Below are 19,528 nucleotides of genomic sequence, written 5' to 3' on the forward strand. Positions count from 1 at the left end.
CGTCCGCCGCCCGAAATATGCTATCGAGGCACATAGTATTTATATCGAGAGAACGTCCTACTTCACGTAGAGGTGGACAATTAATGTATAGGTTATATTATGCGTCGGCGCAGGTGACGGAATGACGACGGAGTACGACCTGACCTGTGCGACGTGCGGGTCACCGCTGTCGAAAGAGCGCGTCTCCGTCGATCATCTCGATTTCGCCGACGCGGAATCAGTCGAGGTGGCGACGTGTCGGAACTGCGGGGAGCGGTACTTTCCGGAATCGACGCTCGAGCGGCTCTCTTAGATTCCGAAGGTCGCTCGGAGCATGTCGCGGGTTCCCGGCCCGAGACCGACCGCGAGGATAGCGACGAGCAACAGGATGGCGTAGCGCGGACTCTCCTCGAAGATCTGCTCGTCGAACACCCAGACGACGGCGAGCGCGGCGACGATTTTGACGAGCAGGAACGGCCACGCCGTGCCGATGACCGCCGTGACGGATTCGGGGAGCACCGCCGACGTGACGTCGATGATGGCCGCGTTCACCGGATGCTTCGCGCCGTACTCGCCCTTCAATCCGAGCGCGCCCGCCCAGTCGAGCACCGCGACGTTCGCGACCCCGTCCACCGAGTGACCCCAGATGACCACCGCACCGATGAACCCCGTTCCGGCGTTGATTTCGGGGGCGTAGCGGTCGATTCCCTTCCACACGACCGCCGTGACCAGCGTCGCGCCGACGAGGACGACGACCGTCACCTGCGGGTAGAAGCCGACCCGCCGGGTCGTGAACGCCAAGAAGAATAGGTAGCCCATCGTGGCGACGAGGACGAGCGTTCCGATTCCCGCGAGCGGACGTTCGTAGTTCTCGAAGACGTCCCGCCGGGCGAGCCAGACGCTCGCGACGAGCGCCCCCAGCGTGACGAAGAAGACGGTGAAGTAGATGATGGGGCTGATGATGAGCGTGTTCCACGGGAACGGAATCGCCTCGGCACCGACCTCTCGGAGGGCGTCGTTCGCGTCCTCGACCACGCGGAGCGCGCCACCGAACAGCATGAAGGGAAACAGGGCGTAGAAGAGGCCCCTGTTTCGACCCACGTCGAGTCGTCGGAGGAGGAAGACGACGCCGAGGAGCGCGACGATGAGCGTGACGGCGTACCCGACCTCGGAGACGAGCGTGTACCCCGGAACGGCGACGGGTTCCGGCGCGGTCGCGCAGGCGGTCGCGTCGTCGAGGAATCTCGTCGTTCCGCCTTGGCGGACGGCGCACGACGCACCTTTCGCGTCGGCGACGACCGGTCCCCAGAAGTAGTGCCAGATGAAGCCGTCGTACACCCGTTTCGGAAAGACGAGCGCGCCGCCCACCAGCGCGACGACGGCGGCGGCGACCGCCCCCGCCCACGCGCGCTCGTTGTCGAAACCCTCGCTTGCGGTGTTCATATCGCACGCACCGGAGCGAGCGGGTTTTATATTTCCGGTCTGGCTATTCCTCGACCATGCCGTCGAGCGGGAGTTCCTTGCTCTCGTAGGGCGAGCCGAGGACGACCATGGTCTGCGACCGGGCGAACCCGTCCATCTGAGCGATGGTGTCGAACATCAATTCGCGGAGGCTCTCGGCGTCTCGGGCGTAGACGCGGGCCATCACGTCCCACGAACCGGTCGTGAGGTGGACTTCTTGAATTCCGTCGATATCTTCGAGTTTCTTGAGCGTGTCCTTCTCGCGGCCCTGTTCGACCCGGAGACCGACGAACGCGGAGATGCCGAGCGAGACTTCCTTCGGGTCGACGCTCGCGTGGTATCCGGTGATGACCCCCGCCTCTTCCATCCGGTTGACCCGGTCGTGAACCGTCGCGCTGGACATATCGATTTGACGGGCGATTTCGCTGAACGGGGTTCGGGCGTCTGCTTGGAGCGCGCGTAGAATGGCGCGGTCCGTATCATCCAGCTTCATATCGCTACCGATACGGCCCAGTAATAAATATCCTTACACACTAGGCGGGGTCCTCTTGCAGTATTCCAAATGAGAAACGACGGTCGTCCTATTTTCCACAATGTGCTTCGGCCGCGCGGGCCGCGGCGAGCACCTCGTCGTGAGCCTTCCCGTTCGAGGCGACGAGCCCCCTGCTCTCGGTCGTCCACGGTTCGCCGTGGATGTCGGTGACAGTCCCGCCCGCTTGTCGAACCGCGTAAACGCCGGCGACGGTGTCCCACGGATTCGGAACGACGTTCGTCACCGTGCCGTCCAGCGCGCCGCTGGCGACCATCCCGAGGACGATCTGCGCGCATCCGAACCGCCGCATGTCGCCGAACCGCTCCACGATGGCCCGGACCGTAGCGGCGTACTCGTCCCGGCGGTCGAAGTCCCACCAGATGGTCGGGGCGACCGTGAACGTCTCGGGGTCGGTGCGGTCGCTGACCGCGAGTCGGTCGCCGTTCAGGAACGCTCCCTCCGGCCCGGCGGTGTAGGTGTCGCGGAGCGCGGGGCAGACGTTCGCGGCGGCGACCGCCTCGCCGTCGCGAACCGCGGCGACGCTCGTCGTCCAGACGGGAATCCCCGGACGAAGTTGTTCGTCCCGTCGATGGGGTCGATGATCCACGCGTCTCCCTCCGGCGGAACCTCCTTGAGTTCGTCCTCCTCCTCGCCGACGATGCTGTCGTCGGGGTACTCCTCGCGGACGACCTCGATGACGCGGCGCTGGCTCCGGCGGTCGGCCTCGGTCACCACGTCGGTCTTGTTCGATTTCGTCTCCACGGCGAGGTCGCCGCGGAACCCCTCGGCGGCGACTTCGCCGCCCGCCCTCGCGGCTCGCTCCGCGAGTTCGACTCGGCGTTCGGCGTCGGTCATGGTTCGAGTGGCGCAACGGGACGGAAAAGGAGTGTCGTTTTCGGATTCGGAACGTTTTAACTTACCCGCGTCGGAGTAGGAGACGCGTGCGAGGGTAGCCAAGCTCGGCCAACGGCGGCGGACTCAAGATCCGCTCCTGTAGAGGTCCAAGGGTTCAAATCCCTTCCCTCGCACTCACCACGAGTGCAGGAAGACCGCATCGGAGCGCTCTTCCCTCGCAAAACCTCAAAAGGGCCATACAGGCTCTCGCAAAAACCTTCTGACGAGCGCGAGACGGTGAGAAACGTCGTTGATTCGATAGGGGGTGTGTCAAGGATGTCGTTCGTTTCGAGGTAGCTCCGGTGACGAAGTTGTCACGTATTTGGGATCCTCTGGACGCGCTTTTCGAGACGAACGAGTTTCCGCAGTGACGGCGTCCTCGAAAGCCCTCGCCCCTTCGTTCCGCCAGGGGGTGACAGGGACGGGCTGGCGCGCTTTCGTGTCAAACCGGTGTGTGCGTTCGGCGGCCGGTCGGTCGGTCTTCGCGCGAGGGACGGGAGAAGTTCTCGTCGAGCGAAAGCACGGAAGAGCTTGCCGCTTCCGGAGTGAGGAGATCGGGGAGGACGAGGTGCGGTCGCGGTCTGTTTGGGGCGGACTGAAAGGACGAGCCCTTCGAGGACACAGCTACCACGATTTTGCCCGAGTCGGCACGGTCGAGTTAGCAGCATCCGAGCGACGAAAATCCAATCCGCATCCTGTGTCGTAGGCGAACGTTATATGAGGCCGGGCCGACAACCAGTACCCATGAGCACAGACGCCGCACCGAACGGGGAGGAACTCCCGAAGATAGAGGTGACGGAGGACGCCGCCGAGCAGGCGCTTTCCCTGCTCGACGGCGAGGGTCTCGACCCGGAGGTTGCCGGGCTGCGGCTGTTCGTCCAGCAGGGCGGGTGCGCCGGTCTCTCCTACGGGATGCGGTTCGACGGGGAACCCGAGGAGGACGACACCGTCTACGAACACCACGACCTGCGGGTGTTCGTCGACCCGGCGAGCATGAACTACATCGAGGGAAGCGTCGTCGACTTCGAACAGGGGCTACAGGGCGCGGGCTTCCACGTCGACAACCCGAACGTCGTCTCCGAGTGCGGTTGCGGCGAGAGCTTCCGCACCTGAATCGGGTTCGCCGGGTCGGCCGGCGTCGCCGAAGAACGGTTCGCGGGGGTTCGTCCGACGCTTCCGTTTCGCCGCTACTCTTCTTCCTCGCCTTACTCTTCCAGTTCGAACGCGACCTTCACCTCGGCCTGATACTCCCTGCCCTCGACGGACGCGAGTTCGACCCCGAGGTGCTCCACTTCGACCCACTTGATGTTGGAGATCGTCTTCTCCGCTCGGTCGATGGCGTCGTCGGCGGCCGCGTCGAAGCTCTCGCTGCTGGTTCCGATGAGGGTGACTTTCTTGAACACCATGGCGTGTCCCCATTTGCTCGCCGCGGGTGAAAATCGCATCGGCCGTCAGTCCGTCTTCGACCCGCGACCGTCGAGGCGCTCGGTGAGCGCCCCCACCACGTCGGCGAGATACGCGGTTCCCCAAATCGCCGTGATGAGACCGCCCGCCGTGTCGAACAGGAGGTCGAGCATCGTATCACCGAGTCCGTACTGCGTGAGCACCGTCCGCCCGCCGAGGACGCCCGCCAGTCCGCTCACGGCGAACTCGATGACCTCCCAGATGACGCCGAACGCGACGACGAACATGAGGATGAATACGAACATGAACCGCGGCGGGAGATACACGTCGTCGTAGTGGGCGTCGATGGCCCGGACGGTGGAGTAGCCCACCGCGGCGACCAGCGACGCCGAGAGGACGTGGGTGACGTGGTCCCACCACCAGAACCAGGCGTCGTCCTGATACGGTCCGAGGGTGCCGACCGCGTGTAAGAAGACGGCGGTCGTAATCCACAGCGTCAGCCCGGCGTCCATCGGAATCTGGTAGTCGCGTTCGAGTATCGCCGGAACGAGCGTGATGGCGAACGCCATGGCGCTGTTGATCATTATTCCGAGATTGCGCCAGTAGAGTCCGACGAGGAAGATGCCGATCAGACTCAGTTCCATCGCGCGGGTCAACTGTCGCTGTCTCCGGTCCGAGATACCGAGGCGGCGGCGAATTCTCATTGAATCCGCTCCCGTACGTCGGTCGGCAGGCGCGCTTCGACCGGCACGACCCGCCGGAAGTACGCTTCGAAGACGATTCCGGCCAGCAGGCCGCCGACCGTCGCGTAGACGAAGTCCCACATCAGGAGGTGCTCGCTCTCGATGAACTGCGTGCCGAGGTACACGTCCGACAGCCACTCGACGATGGCCCAGACGCCCGCGGTCGCTATCGTCGTGATGACGACGAAGAGGACGGCGAACCAGTGAGTCATCCGAACCGGGGTGAAGACGTGGAGTTCGACGGCGACGACGAGCGCGAGCGCGGCCACCGAGAGGTACGTCGCCAACCGACTCGTCAGCGCGAGCGTGGCGAGCGCGCGTCCGAGGATTGGAAGCGCCCCGAGCACCAGCACCTCCCACGGAAGCATCGCTTCCGCGTTCCGGAAGGCGAGCGGGGGAACCACCGCCAGCGCGGCGACGAACCCGACGAACACGGCCCACAGCAGGTCCGCGCTCAGCAGGCTCTCCGCGGCGACGACGAGCAGAAAGGTGACGAGCAGCCACGACAACCCGGCATTGACGCGCTCGTCCTCCACGAGCGCGTCCAACCGACCGGTTCGCTGTGCCATACCGTTCGATAGGTGAGCCACCGATAAGAAAGGTCGGAAAGGGGAGAACCGGTCGTCGTTCCCGACCGGTTAAGCGACGAGATACGCGCCCGCGTAGCCGAGTATCGCGAGCGTAACGGCCGCCAGCCCGGTACACGCCCACGCCCGCGGGTCGCGCACCGGGCGGAACGGACGCCGCGGGTGGAGTTGCGGTCCCACGCCGACGACGCTCACCGCGAGCACGGAGAATACGAAGTGATACGACACCGAGAGCGTCGGCGCGGGTAACACCAGCGCGGCGAGCGCGTAGCCCGCGCCGAGCGCGGCGCGCCCGTGGACGTGTTCGCGCAGCCTCTGGTCGCGCAGGCGGAAGTACGTCACCACCGCGAGCCAGGCGGTCGCCAACTCCAGCGCGAAGATGGCGAGCAGGTTCAACGTCGGCTCGCCGAGCAGGGCGAGGCGCGAGTCGAGGAGCACCGCGTCGAAGGGGTAGAGGAACTGCGGCGGTTCGCCCGTGAACAGATCGCCGAACGGGTGCGAGAGGAGTCCGAACGCCGCGGCGAGGACCAGCGCGCGCGGGCCGAGGTCCGTGCGCGCGGCGGCGACCCGCGCGACCGCCGCGCCCGCCACGACGAAGACGAGCATGACGCCCGCGCCGAGGACGCCGCTCTCCGCGAGGGAGAGCCAGACGAGGGCCGCGAGGACGACCGCCGCGAGCGCCTTTCGGCGGCGGTCGCCGGTCGCCCAGACGAACGCCGGGGCGGCTATCGCGCCGACGACGAGCGAGTGCGTTACGGCTCGGTGGACGAGATGGGAACTGGCCCAGAACGCGGCGGTCATCTGCCAGACGCCGCCGAATCCCGCCTGCGCGAGTCCGACCAGCGCGTAGACCATGTCCACGTCGGGGACCGTGGCGAACGCCCCCGCGACCGCGCCGAACGCCAGCGCGCGCTCCGCGGGCCAGAACCGGGCCGCAACGAGCGCGGCCAAGGCGAAGGCTAACAGGGCGTGACCGACCATCATGGATTGCGACTTCGGGTTCGGCGGATATAAGCTTCTCTCTCCGAAAAGAGACCGAGCGTTAGTGCTGCGGTTGCTGGCCGGACGACTGCTGGACGGACATTCCCGTCTGTCCCGTCTGTCCCGATTGGATTTGGTCGAGTAGCCGATACGTCGAATCGACGGCTCGGGAAAGCACGGACGCGCACTCTTGGCAGTGCGCGTGTGGGTGTCGCATGCACTCGTCCGCGCACTCCTCGGCCGCGTGCGCGAACACCTCCGCGAGTTCCGGTCCGAAGACCGAATCGCGGGCGATGAGCTGCGCGTTCAGCGTACCGAGGTCCGCAACGTCGCGGCAGAGCCGGATACACTCGGCCATCTGGGGTCCTTCGTCGATGCACTGGTCGGCGCACCAGTCGCACACTTGCGCGGCCTTCTCGAAGTCTTCGAGGGCGATCCGCATCTCGCCCGGCAACTGGTCTTCGAACTGGCCGCCCCGCTGCGTCATCTGCTGACCGCCTTGCTGGGTCATCCCTCCGCCCTGCTGGATCATCCCGCCGCCGACTCCCTGTTGGCCGTACTGCTGACCGCCTCCCCGTTGGCCGCCTTGCTGACCGATTCCCTGTTGGCCCGTGGACGGTTGACCGCTCTGTTGTGGCTGACCGCCCTGCTGCGGGTGGCCGGACTGCTGGTATCCGGTCTGTGCTTGTGAGTGTTGCATCGGTCCCTGTCGTGCCATGGTAATCTCCACCCAGCAACGCGCTGGGTCGTCCCGGCATACGCCGATTGCTCGAATAAACCGGGGCGACCGTTTGGACAGTTTGCCGGGCATTCGACCGGGGAAACGGCGCGTTGTCCGATTCAACGGTTCGTTGGTCGCGCGGTGCCGGGACAACGGGATTTTTGTGACCCCATGTGATACGAAGGGGCATGGAAAAACCGACAGTCGGTGAGCTGACACCGCCGAACAGGACGCTGCTCGGCCCCGGCCCGAGCGAAGTACACCCGCGCGTGCTCCGAGCGATGAGCACGCCGCTGGTCGGCCACTTGGACCCGACGTTCGTCGACATCATGGACGAGGTGCAGGCGCTCCTCCGGTACGCGTTCAGAACGAACAACGAGTGGACGATTCCGGTGTCCGGCACGGGGTCGGCGTCGATGGAGGCCGCCATCGGCAACGTCGTCGAACCCGGCGACACCGTGCTCGTCCCGACCAACGGCTACTTCGGCGGTCGGATGGCGGAGATGGCGCGGCGGGCGGGGGGAACGATAGTCCGCGTCGGCGCGCCGTGGGGCGAACCGCTCGACCCCGCCGACGTGCAGGCCGCGTTCGAAGAACACCGACCCGACGTGTTCGGGTTCGTCCACGCCGAGACGAGCACGGGCGTCCTGCAACCGAACGTCCCGGAGCTGACCGACATCGCGCACGACCACGACGCCTACGTCATCGCGGACTGCGTGACGTCCCTCGGCGGCGTCGAACTCCGGGTGGACGAGTGGGGCATCGACGTGGCGTACGCCGGGGCGCAGAAGTGTCTCTCCTGTCCGCCGGGCGCGAGTCCGCTAACACTCTCCGACCGCGCGATGGAGAAGGTGCTCGCGCGCGAGGAGTCGCCCCGGTCGTGGTACCTCGACCTCGGCCTGCTCGAAGGCTACTGGGGCGACGAACGCTCGTACCACCACACCGCCCCCGTCACGAACGTCTACGCCCTCCGCGAGGCGCTTCGCCTCGTCAGCGAGGAGGGCATCGAAGCGCGCTGGGAACGCCACCGGCGGATGGCCGGGGCGCTCAAGGCGGGCGTCGAGGCGATGGGCCTCCGGATGAACGCGCCCGAGGAGTACTGGCTCCCGAGCCTCAACGCCGTTCGCGTCCCCGAGGGCGTGACCGACACCGACGTGACGGCGTACCTGCTGGAGCAGTACGACCTCGAAATCGCCACCGGACTGGGCGACCTCGACGGCGAAATCTTCCGAATCGGCTGCATGGGCTACTCCGCGCGTCCCGAGACGGTCTCGTACCTCGTGAGCGCGCTGGGCGACGCGCTGCAGAAACAGGGGGCCGACGTGGACGTGAACGCGGGTCTGTCGGCGACGAGTCGGGCGCTCGGCGAGTAAGTGGAGTTCTGCTACGCTCCGTCGCGCGCTCGCCACTCTTCGCGGAGCAATCCGTAGTTGACCCTATCGACGTACTCGCCGTCGATGAACCGATCTTTGCGGATGCGTCCCTCCTCCGCGAATCCGAGCGACTTCAACAGGCCTTGTGAAGCCACGTTGAAATCGTACGCTCCCGCGCCCACAGCAGGGTGGTCGTACACCCGGAAGACGTAATCGATGACGAGGGAGACGGCCTCCTTTCCGTAGCCTTCGCCGTGAACTTCCGGGACGAGCCAGTAGACGAGTTCGGGTCGCCGCCAACTCGCGTCCTCGACGAAGACCGCACCGATGGGTCGCACGTCGTCTTCGTCGGGGTGGCCGGGCGCGGCGTCGTCACCGTCGAGACAGACGAGGAACTGATCGACTTCCTCGTCGTTCCACTCCGCGAGTTGCTCTTCGTTCTTGAGCGGGGTGCCGAGCGGGTAGCGAATCTCGGGGTTGGCGTAGGCGCGCTGGAGGAACGAGACGTCCTCGCGTTCGAGCGTTCGGAGCGTAACTCGCTCGCCGCGCTCGATGAGTGCTCCTGGCATGGGTACATCGAGTAGAATGCTTGATAAGTATCTTCCGTCTCGAAGCGGCGGTGGACGGGGCCTAACGAGGAACCGCCCGCCGATTTTACTCGAACCGCTTTCTGACGCTCTCGGCGTGCGCCTCCAACCCCTCGGCTTCGGCCAGCGTCGTAATCGTCTCAGTGAGGTTCGACAGCGATTCCTCGTCCAATCGCTGTACCGTGGTCGAGCGCAGGAACGTATCGACCGACAGTCCGCCCGTGATCTTCGCCAGTCCGGTCGTCGGCAGGACGTGGTTCGTCCCGGAGGCGTAGTCGCCCGCCGCCACGGGGGTGTACGAACCGAGGAAGACGCTTCCCGCGCTATCGATGCGCTTCAGAAGTTCCTCGTCGTTCTCGGCCTGAATCGAGAGGTGTTCCGCCGCGTACTCCTCGGCGAACGAGACGGCTTCGCTCATCGACCGCGCGACGAAGACGCCGCTGGCGCCGTTGCCCAGCGCGTTCCGGATGACCTCCTCGCGCTCGCGCTCGCTCGCCTGTCGGTCGATTTCCTCGGCGACCGCCTCGGCGACGTCGGAATCGTCGGTGACGACGACCGCCGAGGCGTTCTCGTCGTGTTCGGCCTGCGCGACCGCGTCGCTGGCGACGTGTTTCGGATTCGCGGAGTCGTCCGCGACGACGAGCAGTTCGCTCGGCCCGGCGAGGAAGTCGATGGCGACGTCGCCCTGCACCTCGGCTTTCGCCGCGGTGACCCATCGATTGCCGGGACCGACGACCTTCTGCGCCCGGTCTATCTGCTCGGTTCCGTAGGCCATCGCGGCGATCGCTTGCGCGCCGCCGACGCGGTAGACCCTGTCCGCTCCCGCGGCGTGAATCGCGGCCAGCGTGATGGGATTCTGAGGGTCGCCGGGCGGGGTGGCGACCGCCACCTGCTCGACGCCAGCCACCTTCGCCGGGACGACCCCCATCAGCGCGCTGGAGGGGTACGCGGCGGTTCCGCCGGGGGCGTACACCCCGACGCGCTCTATGGGTCGGAACCGGCGTCCGAGTTCGCGCCCGTCGAAGTCCGCGCGCCAGTCCTCGGGCAGTTGGGCTTCGTGGAACTCGCGGACGTTCGCCGCGGCGTCCTCGATGGCCTCGCGCACCTCGTCGTCTACCTCCTCGTAGGCCCGTTCGGCGTCGTCGGTGATGTCGATGTTCCCGACCTCCACGCCGTCGAACTCGCGGGAGAACTCGCGAACCGCCACGTCGCCCTCGTCGCGCACTCGGTCGATGATGTCGCGCACGTCGCCGCGAACGCTCTCGATTCCGGCGTCCCGGTCGAACAGCGCGCGTCGCTCGTCCGGCCCGAGGTCGGCTATCGGCTTCGGATTCATGCGTCGGTGTTCGAAGCGGGCGGAAAAACGGTTTGCGCTCTAGGACGGCGGTTTCGTCGAGGCGATTCGGTCGGCGGTATCCTCCCGCCTTCGCCACGGACGTTCCGTTTCGCGGTTCGCGTTATCGACGCAGAACGGTGCTTATCGCGCCGACGAGGGCGTTACTGGGGTCCTGCGAGAGTTCCCAGCACATCATCCCGCCGAAGTCGTTTCGCTCTACGTACTTCGCCTTCTCCATCGTGGAGTGTCTGTCGTCGTAGGTGACGAATACGCCGTCCTCCGCGGAGTACAGCCACGGCACGCGGGCCCGCGGGTGCCAGTATTTTTCGTAGCCGGCCTCCGTCTTGAGGCTCCGAATGTCCTCGTACGTCCGCGTGTCTGCGCCGTCGAACGACTGGAACAGTCCCCGATTTTCGTCTCGCACGCCCTCGAAGGCGAACCCGTAGAACGGCGTTCCGAGGACGACCTTGTCGCGCGCTATCGGCTGGTCGGCCCAGTACCGCATCGAGTGGTCGACGGTGAGGAGGCGCTGCCAGTACGTCGGGTCGTCGTAGGCGGCGTACAGCGGCGCGTTGAAGTTGGTCGCGGCGCTCCAACTCCCGTAGAAGTTGTAGTTCATCACGTTGACGAAATCCAGCACCTCGTCGAGTTTTTCGACTTCCAGCGGGTCGATGTTCGGCGGGATGGGGGCCGCCGCGATGCTCAACTCGTAGCTTCCGTCGTCCTCGCGCCCCGCGACGTCGAGTTGCCGCCGGAGTTCGCGGAGGAGCAGCGTGAAGTTCCGGGGGTCGTCCTCCCGAACCGATCCGTTCGGATACTCCCAGTCCACGTCGATGCCGTCGAAGTTGTACTCCCGTAGGTGTTCGACGGCCGTTCGAGCGAACCGCTCGCGGCCTTCGACCGTCGAAGCGGCGTCGGACATGTTGCTGCCGAAGTCCGCGACGGAGAGCATGAACGACGTGTTCGGTCGTTCGCGCGTCACCGTCTCGAACTGCCGGAGCACTTCGGGCGCGCGGTCGCCGGCGACGGCGAGTTTCACCTCGCCGTTCGACTCCGTTTCGAGGAAGGCGTAGTTCAGGTGCGTGAGGTCGTCGTAGGGGACGTCTCGGGGCGTGTAATCGCCCGCCCACGAGGGGTAGTATCCGACGACCCGTTTGTTCGTCGCGGCTTCGCCGTCGTCGTCGGTCGCCCGGACCGCTCGGGAGACGAACGGCGTCGTCGCCAGCAGTCCGGCGCTCCGCAGGTATCTTCGTCGGCCAGCGTTCACGTTTTCGTTTGTCATCCGTATATACAACGTAAGTATCGACTATAAACAATGTACCTAGTATTATAATTAACAGAAATTTTTGAGAGACAAGGTTGCTTCGCCGGAGCTTCCTTCGTGTAACCTCGCGAAACGGACGACGCTAACTCAGTTGTAACTCCAAGTCGTCGGTTCATCCGGCTCTGATGAATCCCTCAACCGGTGATCGTTCTCACTGGTCGTGCTGAATACAAGGCGCGTCTCGGTCACCGGCTACTTAGAGCCTGGCGAGTGGAATGGGGTGATAGACGCAGAGGATATATTGAACGGCCTATGACGCGCACCCAGTGGAATTTCGGATTTACGATGAACCCGTTGACGTATAATGACCGAAAGACGTGACCGTGACACTTGACGGAGACACGTTACGGAAGTTGCTCGAAACGCCGGTTAAGTGTCCGTATACATATTTGGGGCCATTACCTTCACTTTCGGTTTGTAGCTCGTCGTTATATATATCGAATAAGTCACCATTATTGTGTATGGAGGATATAATGACACAGAGAGAAACAAAGTACTGGCCGACGCTAACGCTCGCCTTTGGCGTTGTGTTCGCAGTTGTGTACTCGGGGCAACTGCTCATAGACGGGAGTCTGTCAAAAGACGCCGGATACCAGACTGCGACGATGGTGAAAAACACCGTTGGCAATGGATCGGTCGTATTTTCGTGGTTGTTCCATTCCACGCACATACACTTCTCGGAAAATCTCGCCATCTTCCTTCTCACGGGATGGTGGGTTGAGAATCGAGTAGATGACGACCGATTTATTCTCGGCGTTGCTGTTGTCCTCGGAATCGGTGCGAACGTAGCTGCTGCTCTCTTCTTCCAAGTTCCTGGAGCAGGAATCAGCGGGATCACGACCGGACTGGGAATGATGATCGCTCTGGGAGCGTTCGAGAGGTTGTTTGACTCTACCGTCCGTTTGATGAAGAACATCCCTGATTTCACACTTTCTGTTGTGTTCGTCCTCTGGAGTATCGGCGCTATCGGACCGCTCCCGGCTGGGACTGCTGTCGAAGTCCACCACTTTGGTGCGGTGTTTGGTACCGCTTGGTACGCGACAGAAAAGGTTCGTTACGACTTCGGGCACCCACCGACTCCACAAAATAGCTAATTTGGCTCTGTGAGAAACCCTTGTTCGGTGATAGTTTATCGAAGTGATGCTGAATACAGGACGCGTATCTTGCACGATCAGACTCGAAGAATCGGGCCGTAACGATACCCGCGTAGTTCTCGTGAGAGAATCACTAACGCACGACTTCAGGTGGCCTCGGTCAGGTGTCGTTCGAGGAATGCGGCCTCCTCCTCGACAATCTCATCGGCCGTATCGCCGACGAACGCTCCGAAATGATCGATATCGTAGGTGACCCACTTGAGATCAGAGAGATGGGCGGCCGCTGCTTTGATGGCACTCCTCGGGGCGATCTGGTCGCCAGCTCCCTCGACGAGAAGCGCCGGACAATTGATCTGGCCGGCTTCCGAGACAGGCCGGTACAGGCCGAAGGTCAAGAACACGCGCGCGGCACAGCGGTTCACCAACGGATCGTCTGCCTCCGGTCCGACGGCGGCCTCGTGACCCTTCTTCGAGCCCTTGGTCGGTAACGCAGGGAGGTCCTCGGGATAATTGCCCCAGATGGGGATGTAGTAGGGCTCCTGTCCGGTCCATTTTCGGGCTAGGTCCCGGATACCTGCCGCAGTCGTGCGGAGTCCATAGGCCGGACCCATCTGTCGCGTGATGTAGAGGATGGCTCGCATCCCGTCAAGCACTGGATTTTGCCCGACGTACGCATCAACATCTTCTCTCGCAGCAGTAACGAATGCCCCGCCACCGCCCATCGAAAACCCCCAGACGCCGATATGGTCTCCGTCGACGCCGTCGATGGTACGCGCATGACCGACGGCAGCCCGCCAGTCGACGAGTTGTCGGAACGGGATCACGACGTTTCGCGGTTCGCCGCCGCTCTCACCCAGCGATCGATAGTCGAACGTCATCGCCGCGAGTCCGTGTTCCGTGAGCCGCTGTGCGACGGCAGGGAGGCCTGCCTGACGGGGCAGTCCGAAGCCGTTCCCCATCACCACGACCGGCGGATCGCCCGTCGTGAGCGATTCGTCCGGGCGGTACAGAGAGCCCGCACAGCGCGTTCCCTCGCTAGTGAACTCGATAGGTTCGTATTCGGCCGGCACATTCTGAGACATGATACGGGTGATTTGCTATGCGATTACCTGCAGGAGAGTTTTCAACGAGGTCAATCCAGCGTACGGTAATCTGGCCGGCGAGTACATACTCCGCTTCGCTATTAGTTATGCGCTACCCCCAACACGGGTAACAGTCGCTTTCGACGGTAACTGGAAATATTCTGGCCCGACACGCGCCTAGTATACAGTTCGACCGTTCTAACAGTTCATACGAACGATTCTGTCGTTGGCTATCTCATCTGTCGGTAACGCTGCGCTGGACTCATCCACTGTATGCAGCACACCGTTTGTGACAAAAGCTCGGCAATCCGTTGCGCCGCTGTAGGATAGAGGCGCATATCTTCCACACCGTATCCACCGGCCGGTAAATTCGTGGTGCGTACTTGTCAGAAAGAGAGCTTCTGCCCCAGCGTTAACAGTAACACGTCGACGCAGGTTACCAAAAGCCAACCCGACATCGGCTACGTCCGACGAGTGAGAATTCAGATTACTTCCCGTCGAAGTACACTTCGAGTGTCTCGACCGCTTGGTCGAACATCTCGGGTTGGATGTTTTCGTATTCGACCCCCGCATCCCATTCCTCTTCAGTAATGAGGTCACCGACGTCAAAGACTGCTGCCGAGTCAACACCGCGATACTCGGCAACCGCGAACAGGCTTGCCGCTTCCATCTCGACGGAAACGACACCATCGGCGACGTACTCTGCTATCTCGTCGGTGGTCTCCCGATAGAACGCACTGGTCGTCCACGTCGTTCCTCTGTGGACATCGAAGCCGGCATCCGCGTACGCCGCTTCGAGGTGATCGACGAGTTCCTCCGTCGGTGTTGCATCGGTCTCCGGCGGAAGGTAGTGGTACGAGGCTCCCTCGTCCCGAATCGCTCGGTCGGCGAGTATCACGTCCGTCGGCTCGATAGACCGTTGTAAACCGGCGGAACCCCCGACGATACAGAGCACCTCGGCCCCCGCCGCGATGAGATTCTCGGCGATCGTTGCCGTCACGGGCGCGCCGATTCCGAATTTCCCGACGACGCCGACGGTGTCGTTCACGGGGTGTACTTTCTGCCCGCGAACGATGGGGATCGGGTCGTCCGTCTTTTCCGGCACGACCGTTTCGAAGAGTTTCGACTGAAACGTCAGGATGACGACGGGCGGAACGTCGGCCTCGGTATCCCCTCCGTACTCTTCGATGGCTTCCGATGGAGAGAACAACGCCTTCGAGTCGTACTTATCACCGTAGTTCGGGATCATTCGAGTTGATTGTCAGAGGTATTGGATATAAACCTGCCTCCGATTTGCGTGGTGAGCACTTCGTGGCCGAAGAAGGGTGGGACACGTCATAGCCGGGGAAGCCACCAGCGAGTGACCGATCAAAGACGAAGTGTGGCCGTGCTCCGTGGTACGGCACTTTTCGACATCTTACAGGGCGAATTCGCTGCCGTATCGGAGGCACGTTGTGACGACATCGACGCGGAGACAGTAGTGACCGCCTCGACGAGAATGATACGCGCCAACTCGATCGGCGTCGAACCGAAGGGCGAGTCCTCGAGGCGATTCAATGACTCGGGTCCGAGTTTTTCTTATGCCAATCGGAGTGCCCCCGGCGTCAGCGCTCGCGAAGTCGCACCGCGCCGCGTCCGAGCGCGAACCCGACCGACGCGCCGACCAGACCGACGATTCCGAACGCGACCACCAGCGTCCAGAGGGGCGACTCCCCGGTCGCGGCACCGGTGACGACACGCCGAAGCAGCGCCACGACTCCGAACGAGAGCGCGGGTACCAGACCGACCGCGACGCTCACGAGCAGTCCCCCGCCGCGAACCGCGCTCAGCGCGGCGACGACCGGCGGCGCGTAGAAGAGCGCCGCCGGGAGCAGGTGGTCGTACACGAGACCCGAACCCCGACCGCCCCCGAACGTCACCACGAGCAGGAGGACGAGGACGACGCCGGCGAACCCGCCGACGAAGACCGACCAGTGGCGCGTTCTGCGCTCCGGACGACCCCACAACAACCGTTCCGAGATAGCTGACATCCGTTCGACGTGCAACGTCAGATGGGATAAACGTTCAGTCGATTGGCGGAAGCGTCCGGCGAAAAAATCGAGAAACAGTTTTGCCAACCCCCTTCGAAGGGTCGATAAGCATGGCATACAGTGACACCGAGATGTCGTCACGGGACGAACTGCGGGCGCTCCAGGACGAACGGCTCGCCGAAACGGTCGAGCGCGCCTACGAGAACGTCCCGTTCTATCGAAACGCGCTGGACGAGGCGGGCGTTTCGCCGGACGACATCGAGGGCGTCGAAGACATCTCCCGACTTCCGTTCACGACGAAGGAGGACTTCCGCGACGAGTACCCCGACGGGATGTTCGCGGTACCGCGCGAGGAGATACGCCGAATCCACGCCTCCTCGGGGACGACCGGGAAGCCGAAGATAGTCTCCTACACCGAGTCCGACCTCGACGTCTGGCGCGAAGTGATGGCCCGCTCGCTGGCCGCGGCGGGCGTCGAACCCGGCCACGTCGTCCAGAACGCTTACGGCTACGGGCTGTTCACCGGAGGGCTCGGCTTCCACGACGGGGTCGAGGAACTCGGCGCGTGCGTCATCCCGGTCGGGGGCGGGAACACCGCCAGACAGATCGACATGCTGCAGGACTTGGAGAGCGACGTGCTCGCCTGCACGCCCTCCTACTGCCTCTACCTCGCCGAGGCCGCGGAGGAGCGGGGCATCGACCCGCGCGACCTCCCGCTCTCGACGGTCGTCATCGGCGCGGAACCGTTCACCGACCCGATGCGCGATGAGATAGAGGACGCGCTCGACGTGACCGCCGTGGACGTGTACGGCCTCTCGGAGATAATCGGCCCGGGCGTCTCCATCGAGTGCGCGGAGGTGCAGGAGGGTCTCCACGTCTGGGAGGACCACTTCTATCCCGAGATAATCGACCCCGCGACGGGCGAGGTGCTACCCGAGGGGGAGGAGGGTGAACTCGTCATCACCAGTTTGACGAAGGAGGCGCTGCCCGTCCTGCGTTACCGAACCGGCGACATGACCAGCCTGAACTACGAGCCGTGCGACTGCGGGCGCACCGCGGTCCGGATGGGCAACGTCACCGGGAGGGCGGACGACCTCCTCATCGTCCGCGGGGTGAACGTCTACCCGAGCCAGATCGAGGACGTGATGGTCGACCTGGACGCCGTCGCGCCGCACTATCGCATCGACCTGACGCGCGACGGAAACCTGGACCGCATGAAGATAACCGTCGAGTACCACGAGGAGTTCGAGGACTCGCCCGACGAACTCCGCGAGCGAATCCGCGTCAGACTGGACGAGATACTGGACGTGACGCCCGACGAACTCGAAGTGGCGGAGCCGGGTGCCATCGAGCGAACCGAGGTCGGGAAGGTAAAGCGCGTGTACGACCACCGCTGACGGACCGGCGAGGACCCTACAGCCACCCGTCGAGAAGCGAATCGCGCTCGTGCGGGCGTTCGACCGTGACGACCGTGTTGTACGCTTCCGACCGAACCTCTCCGGTGGTCGAGCCGAACACGAACTCCCGAAGCCTGTTCTTTCGCGGCGCGCCCATCACGGTCGCGTCGTAGTACCGGGACTGTTCCACGATGGCGTCCGCGGGGTCGTCGGCTTCCAGCACCCACGAATCCACCTCCTCGAACTCGCCGAGTCGCTCGCGGGCGGCGGCGACGTACTCCTCCGCGTCGTCGCGCTCTCGGTCTCCGGAACCCTCCTCGACCACGTGGAGGAGCTCTATCCACGCGCCGCGCACCTCGGCGATGCTTCGAGCCACGTCGACGGCCAGCCCGGAGTGGGGACCCCCGGCGACCGGAACGAGGACGGAAGAGAGGGTAGACGAGGCGTGTTTTCCACCGACGGTGACGATGTCGCTGTCGGCGTTTCCGGCGACGCGCGCGGAGGCGGGTCGTCCGAAGGGAACGACCGGTTCGGACTCGTCCAAGACGAGGATACCCGCGGAGAAGTCCTCGCTCGCTTCCTCGACGATGGCGGAGAACGTGCGCCCCGCGCGGGCCGTGCCCCGAGTTCGAACCTCCGTCTCCGAGTCGAGCGACGTTCGAAGCACCCGTCGGGCCGCCGTCCGGTGCTCGTCCAGCAGTTCGTCCGTGATGTCGAGCGGCGTTCCGGACGGTCGAACCACGGCGTTGACGATGATCGCTTCGCCGCCTCGGGCGGCGGCGAGGGACGCGGCGAGTTTGACGGTTCGCTCGTCGGCCGTTCCGTCAAGGAGCGGAACGACGACGTTTCGCCGGGTCGCCTCGCTACCGCCCCCCGCGTACAGGAGCGAAGGAGTCCACGGTGCGGGACTCACATTCATACCCTATGGCTCTTGTCGATACCGTATAAATCGTAGGGTTAACTTTCATATTCCCGAATCTAACGCGCCGAGCGCGAGGCCGTCTCGTTCGAGGGTACGAGCGTTTCGCACGACGAAAACGGGGAGTTCGAGGCGGGCGGGAGCGAGCCGACGACGCGAGAAGTGACGGGTTCGTTACGGTTTGTACACGCGCCCTCGGAAGACGGCGACGGTCTCCTCGCCGGCGGTCACGTCCACCCGGTACGACGCGGTGCGCCGACTCTCGTGGTCCCGCTCAGCGACCGCGACCAGGGTCTCGCCGACCTCCGCCGCGGCGAGGTACGAGACGTTCGTCTCCAGCGCGAGCGCCGTCTCGCCCTCGGCGTTCGACGCCGCCGCGAACGCCGCGTCCGCGAGCGAGTAGACCGCGCCGCCGTGGGGCGTCCCGTGGAAGTTCAACAGCTCCTCGGTGACGGCGAGTTCGGTTCGCGCGGTGCCCGGTCCGAGGTCCGCGAGTTCGATTCCGAGCGTCGCGCAGAAGGGGTCGGCGGCGATTTTCTCGTGGCGGTCGTCCGGGATATCGGCCATAGATGGCGTCGGTGCAGTAGTTACTTATATTCTACCCGAGTGGGTTCGCCCATGCCCTACAGCTACGAACCCCACCACTTCGAGGATTTCGAGGAGGGCCAGACGTTCGAGAGCGTCGGTCGAACCGTCACCGAGTACGACTTCGTGATGCACTCGGCGTTCACGGGCGACTGGACGGAACTCCACACGAACAAGCACTACGCGGAGGGCGAGTACTTCGGCGAGCGCGTGGCCCACGGCCCGATGACGTTCTCGCTCGCCACCGGCTTCGTCTACCGGTGCGGGTTCTTGGAGCGCACCGTCCTCGCGTTCCTCGGGATGAACTACATGGACATCCCCGCGCCCGTCAAGATGGACGACACCATCTCGCTCGACATGGAGGTCACCGAAACGAAAGAACTCTCCAGCCGCGAGGACTCCGGCCTCGTCGTCATCGACACCACGATGACGAATCAGGAGGACACCGTCGTCTTCGAGGGCGATATGAAGTTCCTCATCAAGCGCCGCGAATAATCGT

The 19,528-nt window shown here is 64.1% G+C and carries 21 protein-coding genes, 1 tRNA gene and 1 pseudogene; 7 read left to right on the top strand and 16 right to left on the bottom strand.

Features of this window, described 5'->3' with window-relative positions; genetic code table 11:
• Positions 1–121: 121 nt before the first annotated feature.
• A complete protein-coding gene (locus tag LIX00_RS01760; protein ID WP_227354465.1) occupies positions 122–292 on the top strand; it encodes a DUF7479 domain-containing protein in 171 nt (56 codons plus the stop codon).
• Here LIX00_RS01760 and LIX00_RS01765 read toward each other — a convergent pair.
• The 3 genes and pseudogenes from LIX00_RS01765 to LIX00_RS01775 form a co-directional block, all read right to left on the bottom strand.
• Positions 289–1,422 carry a DUF63 family protein gene (locus tag LIX00_RS01765; protein WP_227354466.1) on the bottom strand — a complete coding sequence of 378 codons (1,134 nt, stop codon included), beginning with the start codon at positions 1,420–1,422 and terminating at the stop codon, positions 289–291. The genes LIX00_RS01760 and LIX00_RS01765 overlap by 4 nt on opposite strands.
• Positions 1,423–1,465: 43 nt before the next feature.
• Positions 1,466–1,933 carry an Lrp/AsnC family transcriptional regulator gene (locus tag LIX00_RS01770; protein WP_227354467.1) on the bottom strand — a complete coding sequence of 156 codons (468 nt, stop codon included), beginning with the start codon at positions 1,931–1,933 and terminating at the stop codon, positions 1,466–1,468.
• A gap of 88 nt (positions 1,934–2,021) precedes the next feature.
• Positions 2,022–2,827: pseudogene (locus LIX00_RS01775) on the bottom strand (inositol monophosphatase family protein).
• An 88-nt stretch (positions 2,828–2,915) separates the two neighbouring features.
• Here LIX00_RS01775 and LIX00_RS01780 point away from each other — a divergent pair.
• Both LIX00_RS01780 and LIX00_RS01785 read left to right on the top strand, forming a co-directional pair.
• A tRNA-Leu gene (locus LIX00_RS01780) sits at positions 2,916–3,000 on the top strand.
• Between the two features lie 610 nt (positions 3,001–3,610).
• Entirely contained in the window at positions 3,611–3,979 is a 369-nt protein-coding gene (locus tag LIX00_RS01785) for a HesB/IscA family protein (RefSeq protein WP_227354468.1), read from the top strand.
• 92 nt (positions 3,980–4,071) lie between these two features.
• Here LIX00_RS01785 and LIX00_RS01790 read toward each other — a convergent pair whose 3' ends face one another.
• From LIX00_RS01790 to LIX00_RS01810, 5 genes are all read right to left on the bottom strand, one after another.
• Positions 4,072–4,272 (bottom strand): dodecin, encoded by a 201-nt coding sequence (locus LIX00_RS01790; RefSeq protein ID WP_227354469.1) that lies wholly within the window; start codon positions 4,270–4,272, stop codon positions 4,072–4,074.
• A gap of 45 nt (positions 4,273–4,317) precedes the next feature.
• Entirely contained in the window at positions 4,318–4,974 is a 657-nt protein-coding gene (locus tag LIX00_RS01795; protein WP_227354470.1) for a DUF2238 domain-containing protein, read from the bottom strand.
• The gene (locus LIX00_RS01800; protein WP_227354471.1) at positions 4,971–5,582 is read right to left on the bottom strand and encodes a hypothetical protein; all 612 of its coding nucleotides are present in this window, start codon (positions 5,580–5,582) and stop codon (positions 4,971–4,973) included. Before LIX00_RS01800 ends, LIX00_RS01795 begins: the two co-directional genes overlap by 4 nt.
• A 69-nt stretch (positions 5,583–5,651) precedes the next feature.
• Entirely contained in the window at positions 5,652–6,584 is a 933-nt protein-coding gene (locus LIX00_RS01805; RefSeq protein ID WP_227354472.1) for a metal-dependent hydrolase, read from the bottom strand.
• A 58-nt stretch (positions 6,585–6,642) separates the two neighbouring features.
• Positions 6,643–7,299 carry a four-helix bundle copper-binding protein gene (locus LIX00_RS01810; protein WP_227354473.1) on the bottom strand — a complete coding sequence of 219 codons (657 nt, stop codon included), beginning with the start codon at positions 7,297–7,299 and terminating at the stop codon, positions 6,643–6,645.
• Between the two features lie 191 nt (positions 7,300–7,490).
• On the opposite strand from LIX00_RS01810, the gene LIX00_RS01815 reads away from it, so the two are divergent.
• Positions 7,491–8,675, top strand: coding sequence for a pyridoxal-phosphate-dependent aminotransferase family protein (locus LIX00_RS01815; protein WP_227354474.1), 1,185 nt, complete (start codon positions 7,491–7,493; stop codon positions 8,673–8,675).
• 11 nt (positions 8,676–8,686) lie between these two features.
• Here the strand turns inward: LIX00_RS01815 and LIX00_RS01820 are convergent, their stop codons facing one another.
• The 3 genes from LIX00_RS01820 to LIX00_RS01830 form a co-directional block, all read right to left on the bottom strand.
• Entirely contained in the window at positions 8,687–9,244 is a 558-nt protein-coding gene (locus tag LIX00_RS01820; protein ID WP_227354475.1) for a GNAT family N-acetyltransferase, read from the bottom strand.
• A gap of 85 nt (positions 9,245–9,329) precedes the next feature.
• Positions 9,330–10,598, bottom strand: coding sequence for a histidinol dehydrogenase (gene hisD, locus LIX00_RS01825; protein WP_227354476.1), 1,269 nt, complete (start codon positions 10,596–10,598; stop codon positions 9,330–9,332).
• A 121-nt stretch (positions 10,599–10,719) separates the two neighbouring features.
• Positions 10,720–11,880: a glycoside hydrolase family 18 protein gene (locus LIX00_RS01830; RefSeq protein WP_227354477.1), complete on the bottom strand. Its 1,161-nt coding sequence runs from the start codon at positions 11,878–11,880 to the stop codon at positions 10,720–10,722.
• Positions 11,881–12,395: 515 nt separating this feature from the next.
• Here LIX00_RS01830 and LIX00_RS01835 point away from each other — a divergent pair.
• Positions 12,396–13,016, top strand: a complete 621-nt coding sequence (locus tag LIX00_RS01835) for a rhomboid family intramembrane serine protease (protein ID WP_227354478.1) — start codon at positions 12,396–12,398, stop codon at positions 13,014–13,016.
• Positions 13,017–13,162: 146 nt separating this feature from the next.
• Here the strand turns inward: LIX00_RS01835 and LIX00_RS01840 are convergent, their stop codons facing one another.
• The 3 genes from LIX00_RS01840 to LIX00_RS01850 all read right to left on the bottom strand — a co-directional run bounded on the left by LIX00_RS01840 (position 13,163) and on the right by LIX00_RS01850 (position 16,128).
• Complete coding sequence (locus LIX00_RS01840) at positions 13,163–14,098, bottom strand: alpha/beta hydrolase (RefSeq protein ID WP_227354479.1); 936 nt, start codon at positions 14,096–14,098, stop codon at positions 13,163–13,165.
• 487 nt (positions 14,099–14,585) lie between these two features.
• Positions 14,586–15,347 (bottom strand): nucleoside phosphorylase, encoded by a 762-nt coding sequence (locus LIX00_RS01845; protein WP_227354480.1) that lies wholly within the window; start codon positions 15,345–15,347, stop codon positions 14,586–14,588.
• 355 nt (positions 15,348–15,702) lie between these two features.
• Positions 15,703–16,128 (bottom strand): hypothetical protein, encoded by a 426-nt coding sequence (locus LIX00_RS01850; protein ID WP_227354481.1) that lies wholly within the window; start codon positions 16,126–16,128, stop codon positions 15,703–15,705.
• A gap of 110 nt (positions 16,129–16,238) precedes the next feature.
• Here LIX00_RS01850 and paaK point away from each other — a divergent pair, with 110 nt between their 5' ends.
• Positions 16,239–17,525 (top strand): phenylacetate--CoA ligase PaaK, encoded by a 1,287-nt coding sequence (paaK, locus tag LIX00_RS01855; protein ID WP_227354482.1) that lies wholly within the window; start codon positions 16,239–16,241, stop codon positions 17,523–17,525.
• A 16-nt stretch (positions 17,526–17,541) separates the two neighbouring features.
• Here the strand turns inward: paaK and LIX00_RS01860 are convergent, their stop codons facing one another.
• Both LIX00_RS01860 and paaI read right to left on the bottom strand, forming a co-directional pair.
• Positions 17,542–18,444, bottom strand: coding sequence for a universal stress protein (locus tag LIX00_RS01860; RefSeq protein WP_227354483.1), 903 nt, complete (start codon positions 18,442–18,444; stop codon positions 17,542–17,544).
• Between the two features lie 174 nt (positions 18,445–18,618).
• Positions 18,619–19,011, bottom strand: coding sequence for a hydroxyphenylacetyl-CoA thioesterase PaaI (gene paaI, locus LIX00_RS01865; protein WP_227354484.1), 393 nt, complete (start codon positions 19,009–19,011; stop codon positions 18,619–18,621).
• Positions 19,012–19,062: 51 nt separating this feature from the next.
• Between paaI and LIX00_RS01870 the strand changes: the two genes are divergently transcribed.
• Complete coding sequence (locus LIX00_RS01870; protein WP_227354485.1) at positions 19,063–19,524, top strand: MaoC/PaaZ C-terminal domain-containing protein; 462 nt, start codon at positions 19,063–19,065, stop codon at positions 19,522–19,524.
• Positions 19,525–19,528 lie beyond the last annotated feature (4 nt).

It is taken from the genome of Haladaptatus salinisoli (assembly GCF_020614375.1).
GTDB classification, from domain to species: domain Archaea; phylum Halobacteriota; class Halobacteria; order Halobacteriales; family Haladaptataceae; genus Haladaptatus; species Haladaptatus salinisoli.

What these genes read in the sequence shown, in the direction of transcription:
- LIX00_RS01760 (WP_227354465.1), top strand. Translation starts at nt 122, where the DNA reads ATGACGACGGAGTACGACCTGACCTGTGCGACGTGCGGGTCACCGCTG.
- LIX00_RS01765 (WP_227354466.1), bottom strand. Translation starts at nt 1,422, where the DNA reads ATGAACACCGCAAGCGAGGGTTTCGACAACGAGCGCGCGTGGGCGGGG.
- LIX00_RS01770 (WP_227354467.1), bottom strand. Translation starts at nt 1,933, where the DNA reads ATGAAGCTGGATGATACGGACCGCGCCATTCTACGCGCGCTCCAAGCA.
- LIX00_RS01785 (WP_227354468.1), top strand. Translation starts at nt 3,611, where the DNA reads ATGAGCACAGACGCCGCACCGAACGGGGAGGAACTCCCGAAGATAGAG.
- LIX00_RS01790 (WP_227354469.1), bottom strand. Translation starts at nt 4,272, where the DNA reads ATGGTGTTCAAGAAAGTCACCCTCATCGGAACCAGCAGCGAGAGCTTC.
- LIX00_RS01795 (WP_227354470.1), bottom strand. Translation starts at nt 4,974, where the DNA reads ATGAGAATTCGCCGCCGCCTCGGTATCTCGGACCGGAGACAGCGACAG.
- LIX00_RS01800 (WP_227354471.1), bottom strand. Translation starts at nt 5,582, where the DNA reads ATGGCACAGCGAACCGGTCGGTTGGACGCGCTCGTGGAGGACGAGCGC.
- LIX00_RS01805 (WP_227354472.1), bottom strand. Translation starts at nt 6,584, where the DNA reads ATGATGGTCGGTCACGCCCTGTTAGCCTTCGCCTTGGCCGCGCTCGTT.
- LIX00_RS01810 (WP_227354473.1), bottom strand. Translation starts at nt 7,299, where the DNA reads ATGGCACGACAGGGACCGATGCAACACTCACAAGCACAGACCGGATAC.
- LIX00_RS01815 (WP_227354474.1), top strand. Translation starts at nt 7,491, where the DNA reads ATGGAAAAACCGACAGTCGGTGAGCTGACACCGCCGAACAGGACGCTG.
- LIX00_RS01820 (WP_227354475.1), bottom strand. Translation starts at nt 9,244, where the DNA reads ATGCCAGGAGCACTCATCGAGCGCGGCGAGCGAGTTACGCTCCGAACG.
- hisD (WP_227354476.1), bottom strand. Translation starts at nt 10,598, where the DNA reads ATGAATCCGAAGCCGATAGCCGACCTCGGGCCGGACGAGCGACGCGCG.
- LIX00_RS01830 (WP_227354477.1), bottom strand. Translation starts at nt 11,880, where the DNA reads ATGACAAACGAAAACGTGAACGCTGGCCGACGAAGATACCTGCGGAGC.
- LIX00_RS01835 (WP_227354478.1), top strand. Translation starts at nt 12,396, where the DNA reads ATGACACAGAGAGAAACAAAGTACTGGCCGACGCTAACGCTCGCCTTT.
- LIX00_RS01840 (WP_227354479.1), bottom strand. Translation starts at nt 14,098, where the DNA reads ATGTCTCAGAATGTGCCGGCCGAATACGAACCTATCGAGTTCACTAGC.
- LIX00_RS01845 (WP_227354480.1), bottom strand. Translation starts at nt 15,347, where the DNA reads ATGATCCCGAACTACGGTGATAAGTACGACTCGAAGGCGTTGTTCTCT.
- LIX00_RS01850 (WP_227354481.1), bottom strand. Translation starts at nt 16,128, where the DNA reads ATGTCAGCTATCTCGGAACGGTTGTTGTGGGGTCGTCCGGAGCGCAGA.
- paaK (WP_227354482.1), top strand. Translation starts at nt 16,239, where the DNA reads ATGGCATACAGTGACACCGAGATGTCGTCACGGGACGAACTGCGGGCG.
- LIX00_RS01860 (WP_227354483.1), bottom strand. Translation starts at nt 18,444, where the DNA reads ATGAATGTGAGTCCCGCACCGTGGACTCCTTCGCTCCTGTACGCGGGG.
- paaI (WP_227354484.1), bottom strand. Translation starts at nt 19,011, where the DNA reads ATGGCCGATATCCCGGACGACCGCCACGAGAAAATCGCCGCCGACCCC.
- LIX00_RS01870 (WP_227354485.1), top strand. Translation starts at nt 19,063, where the DNA reads ATGCCCTACAGCTACGAACCCCACCACTTCGAGGATTTCGAGGAGGGC.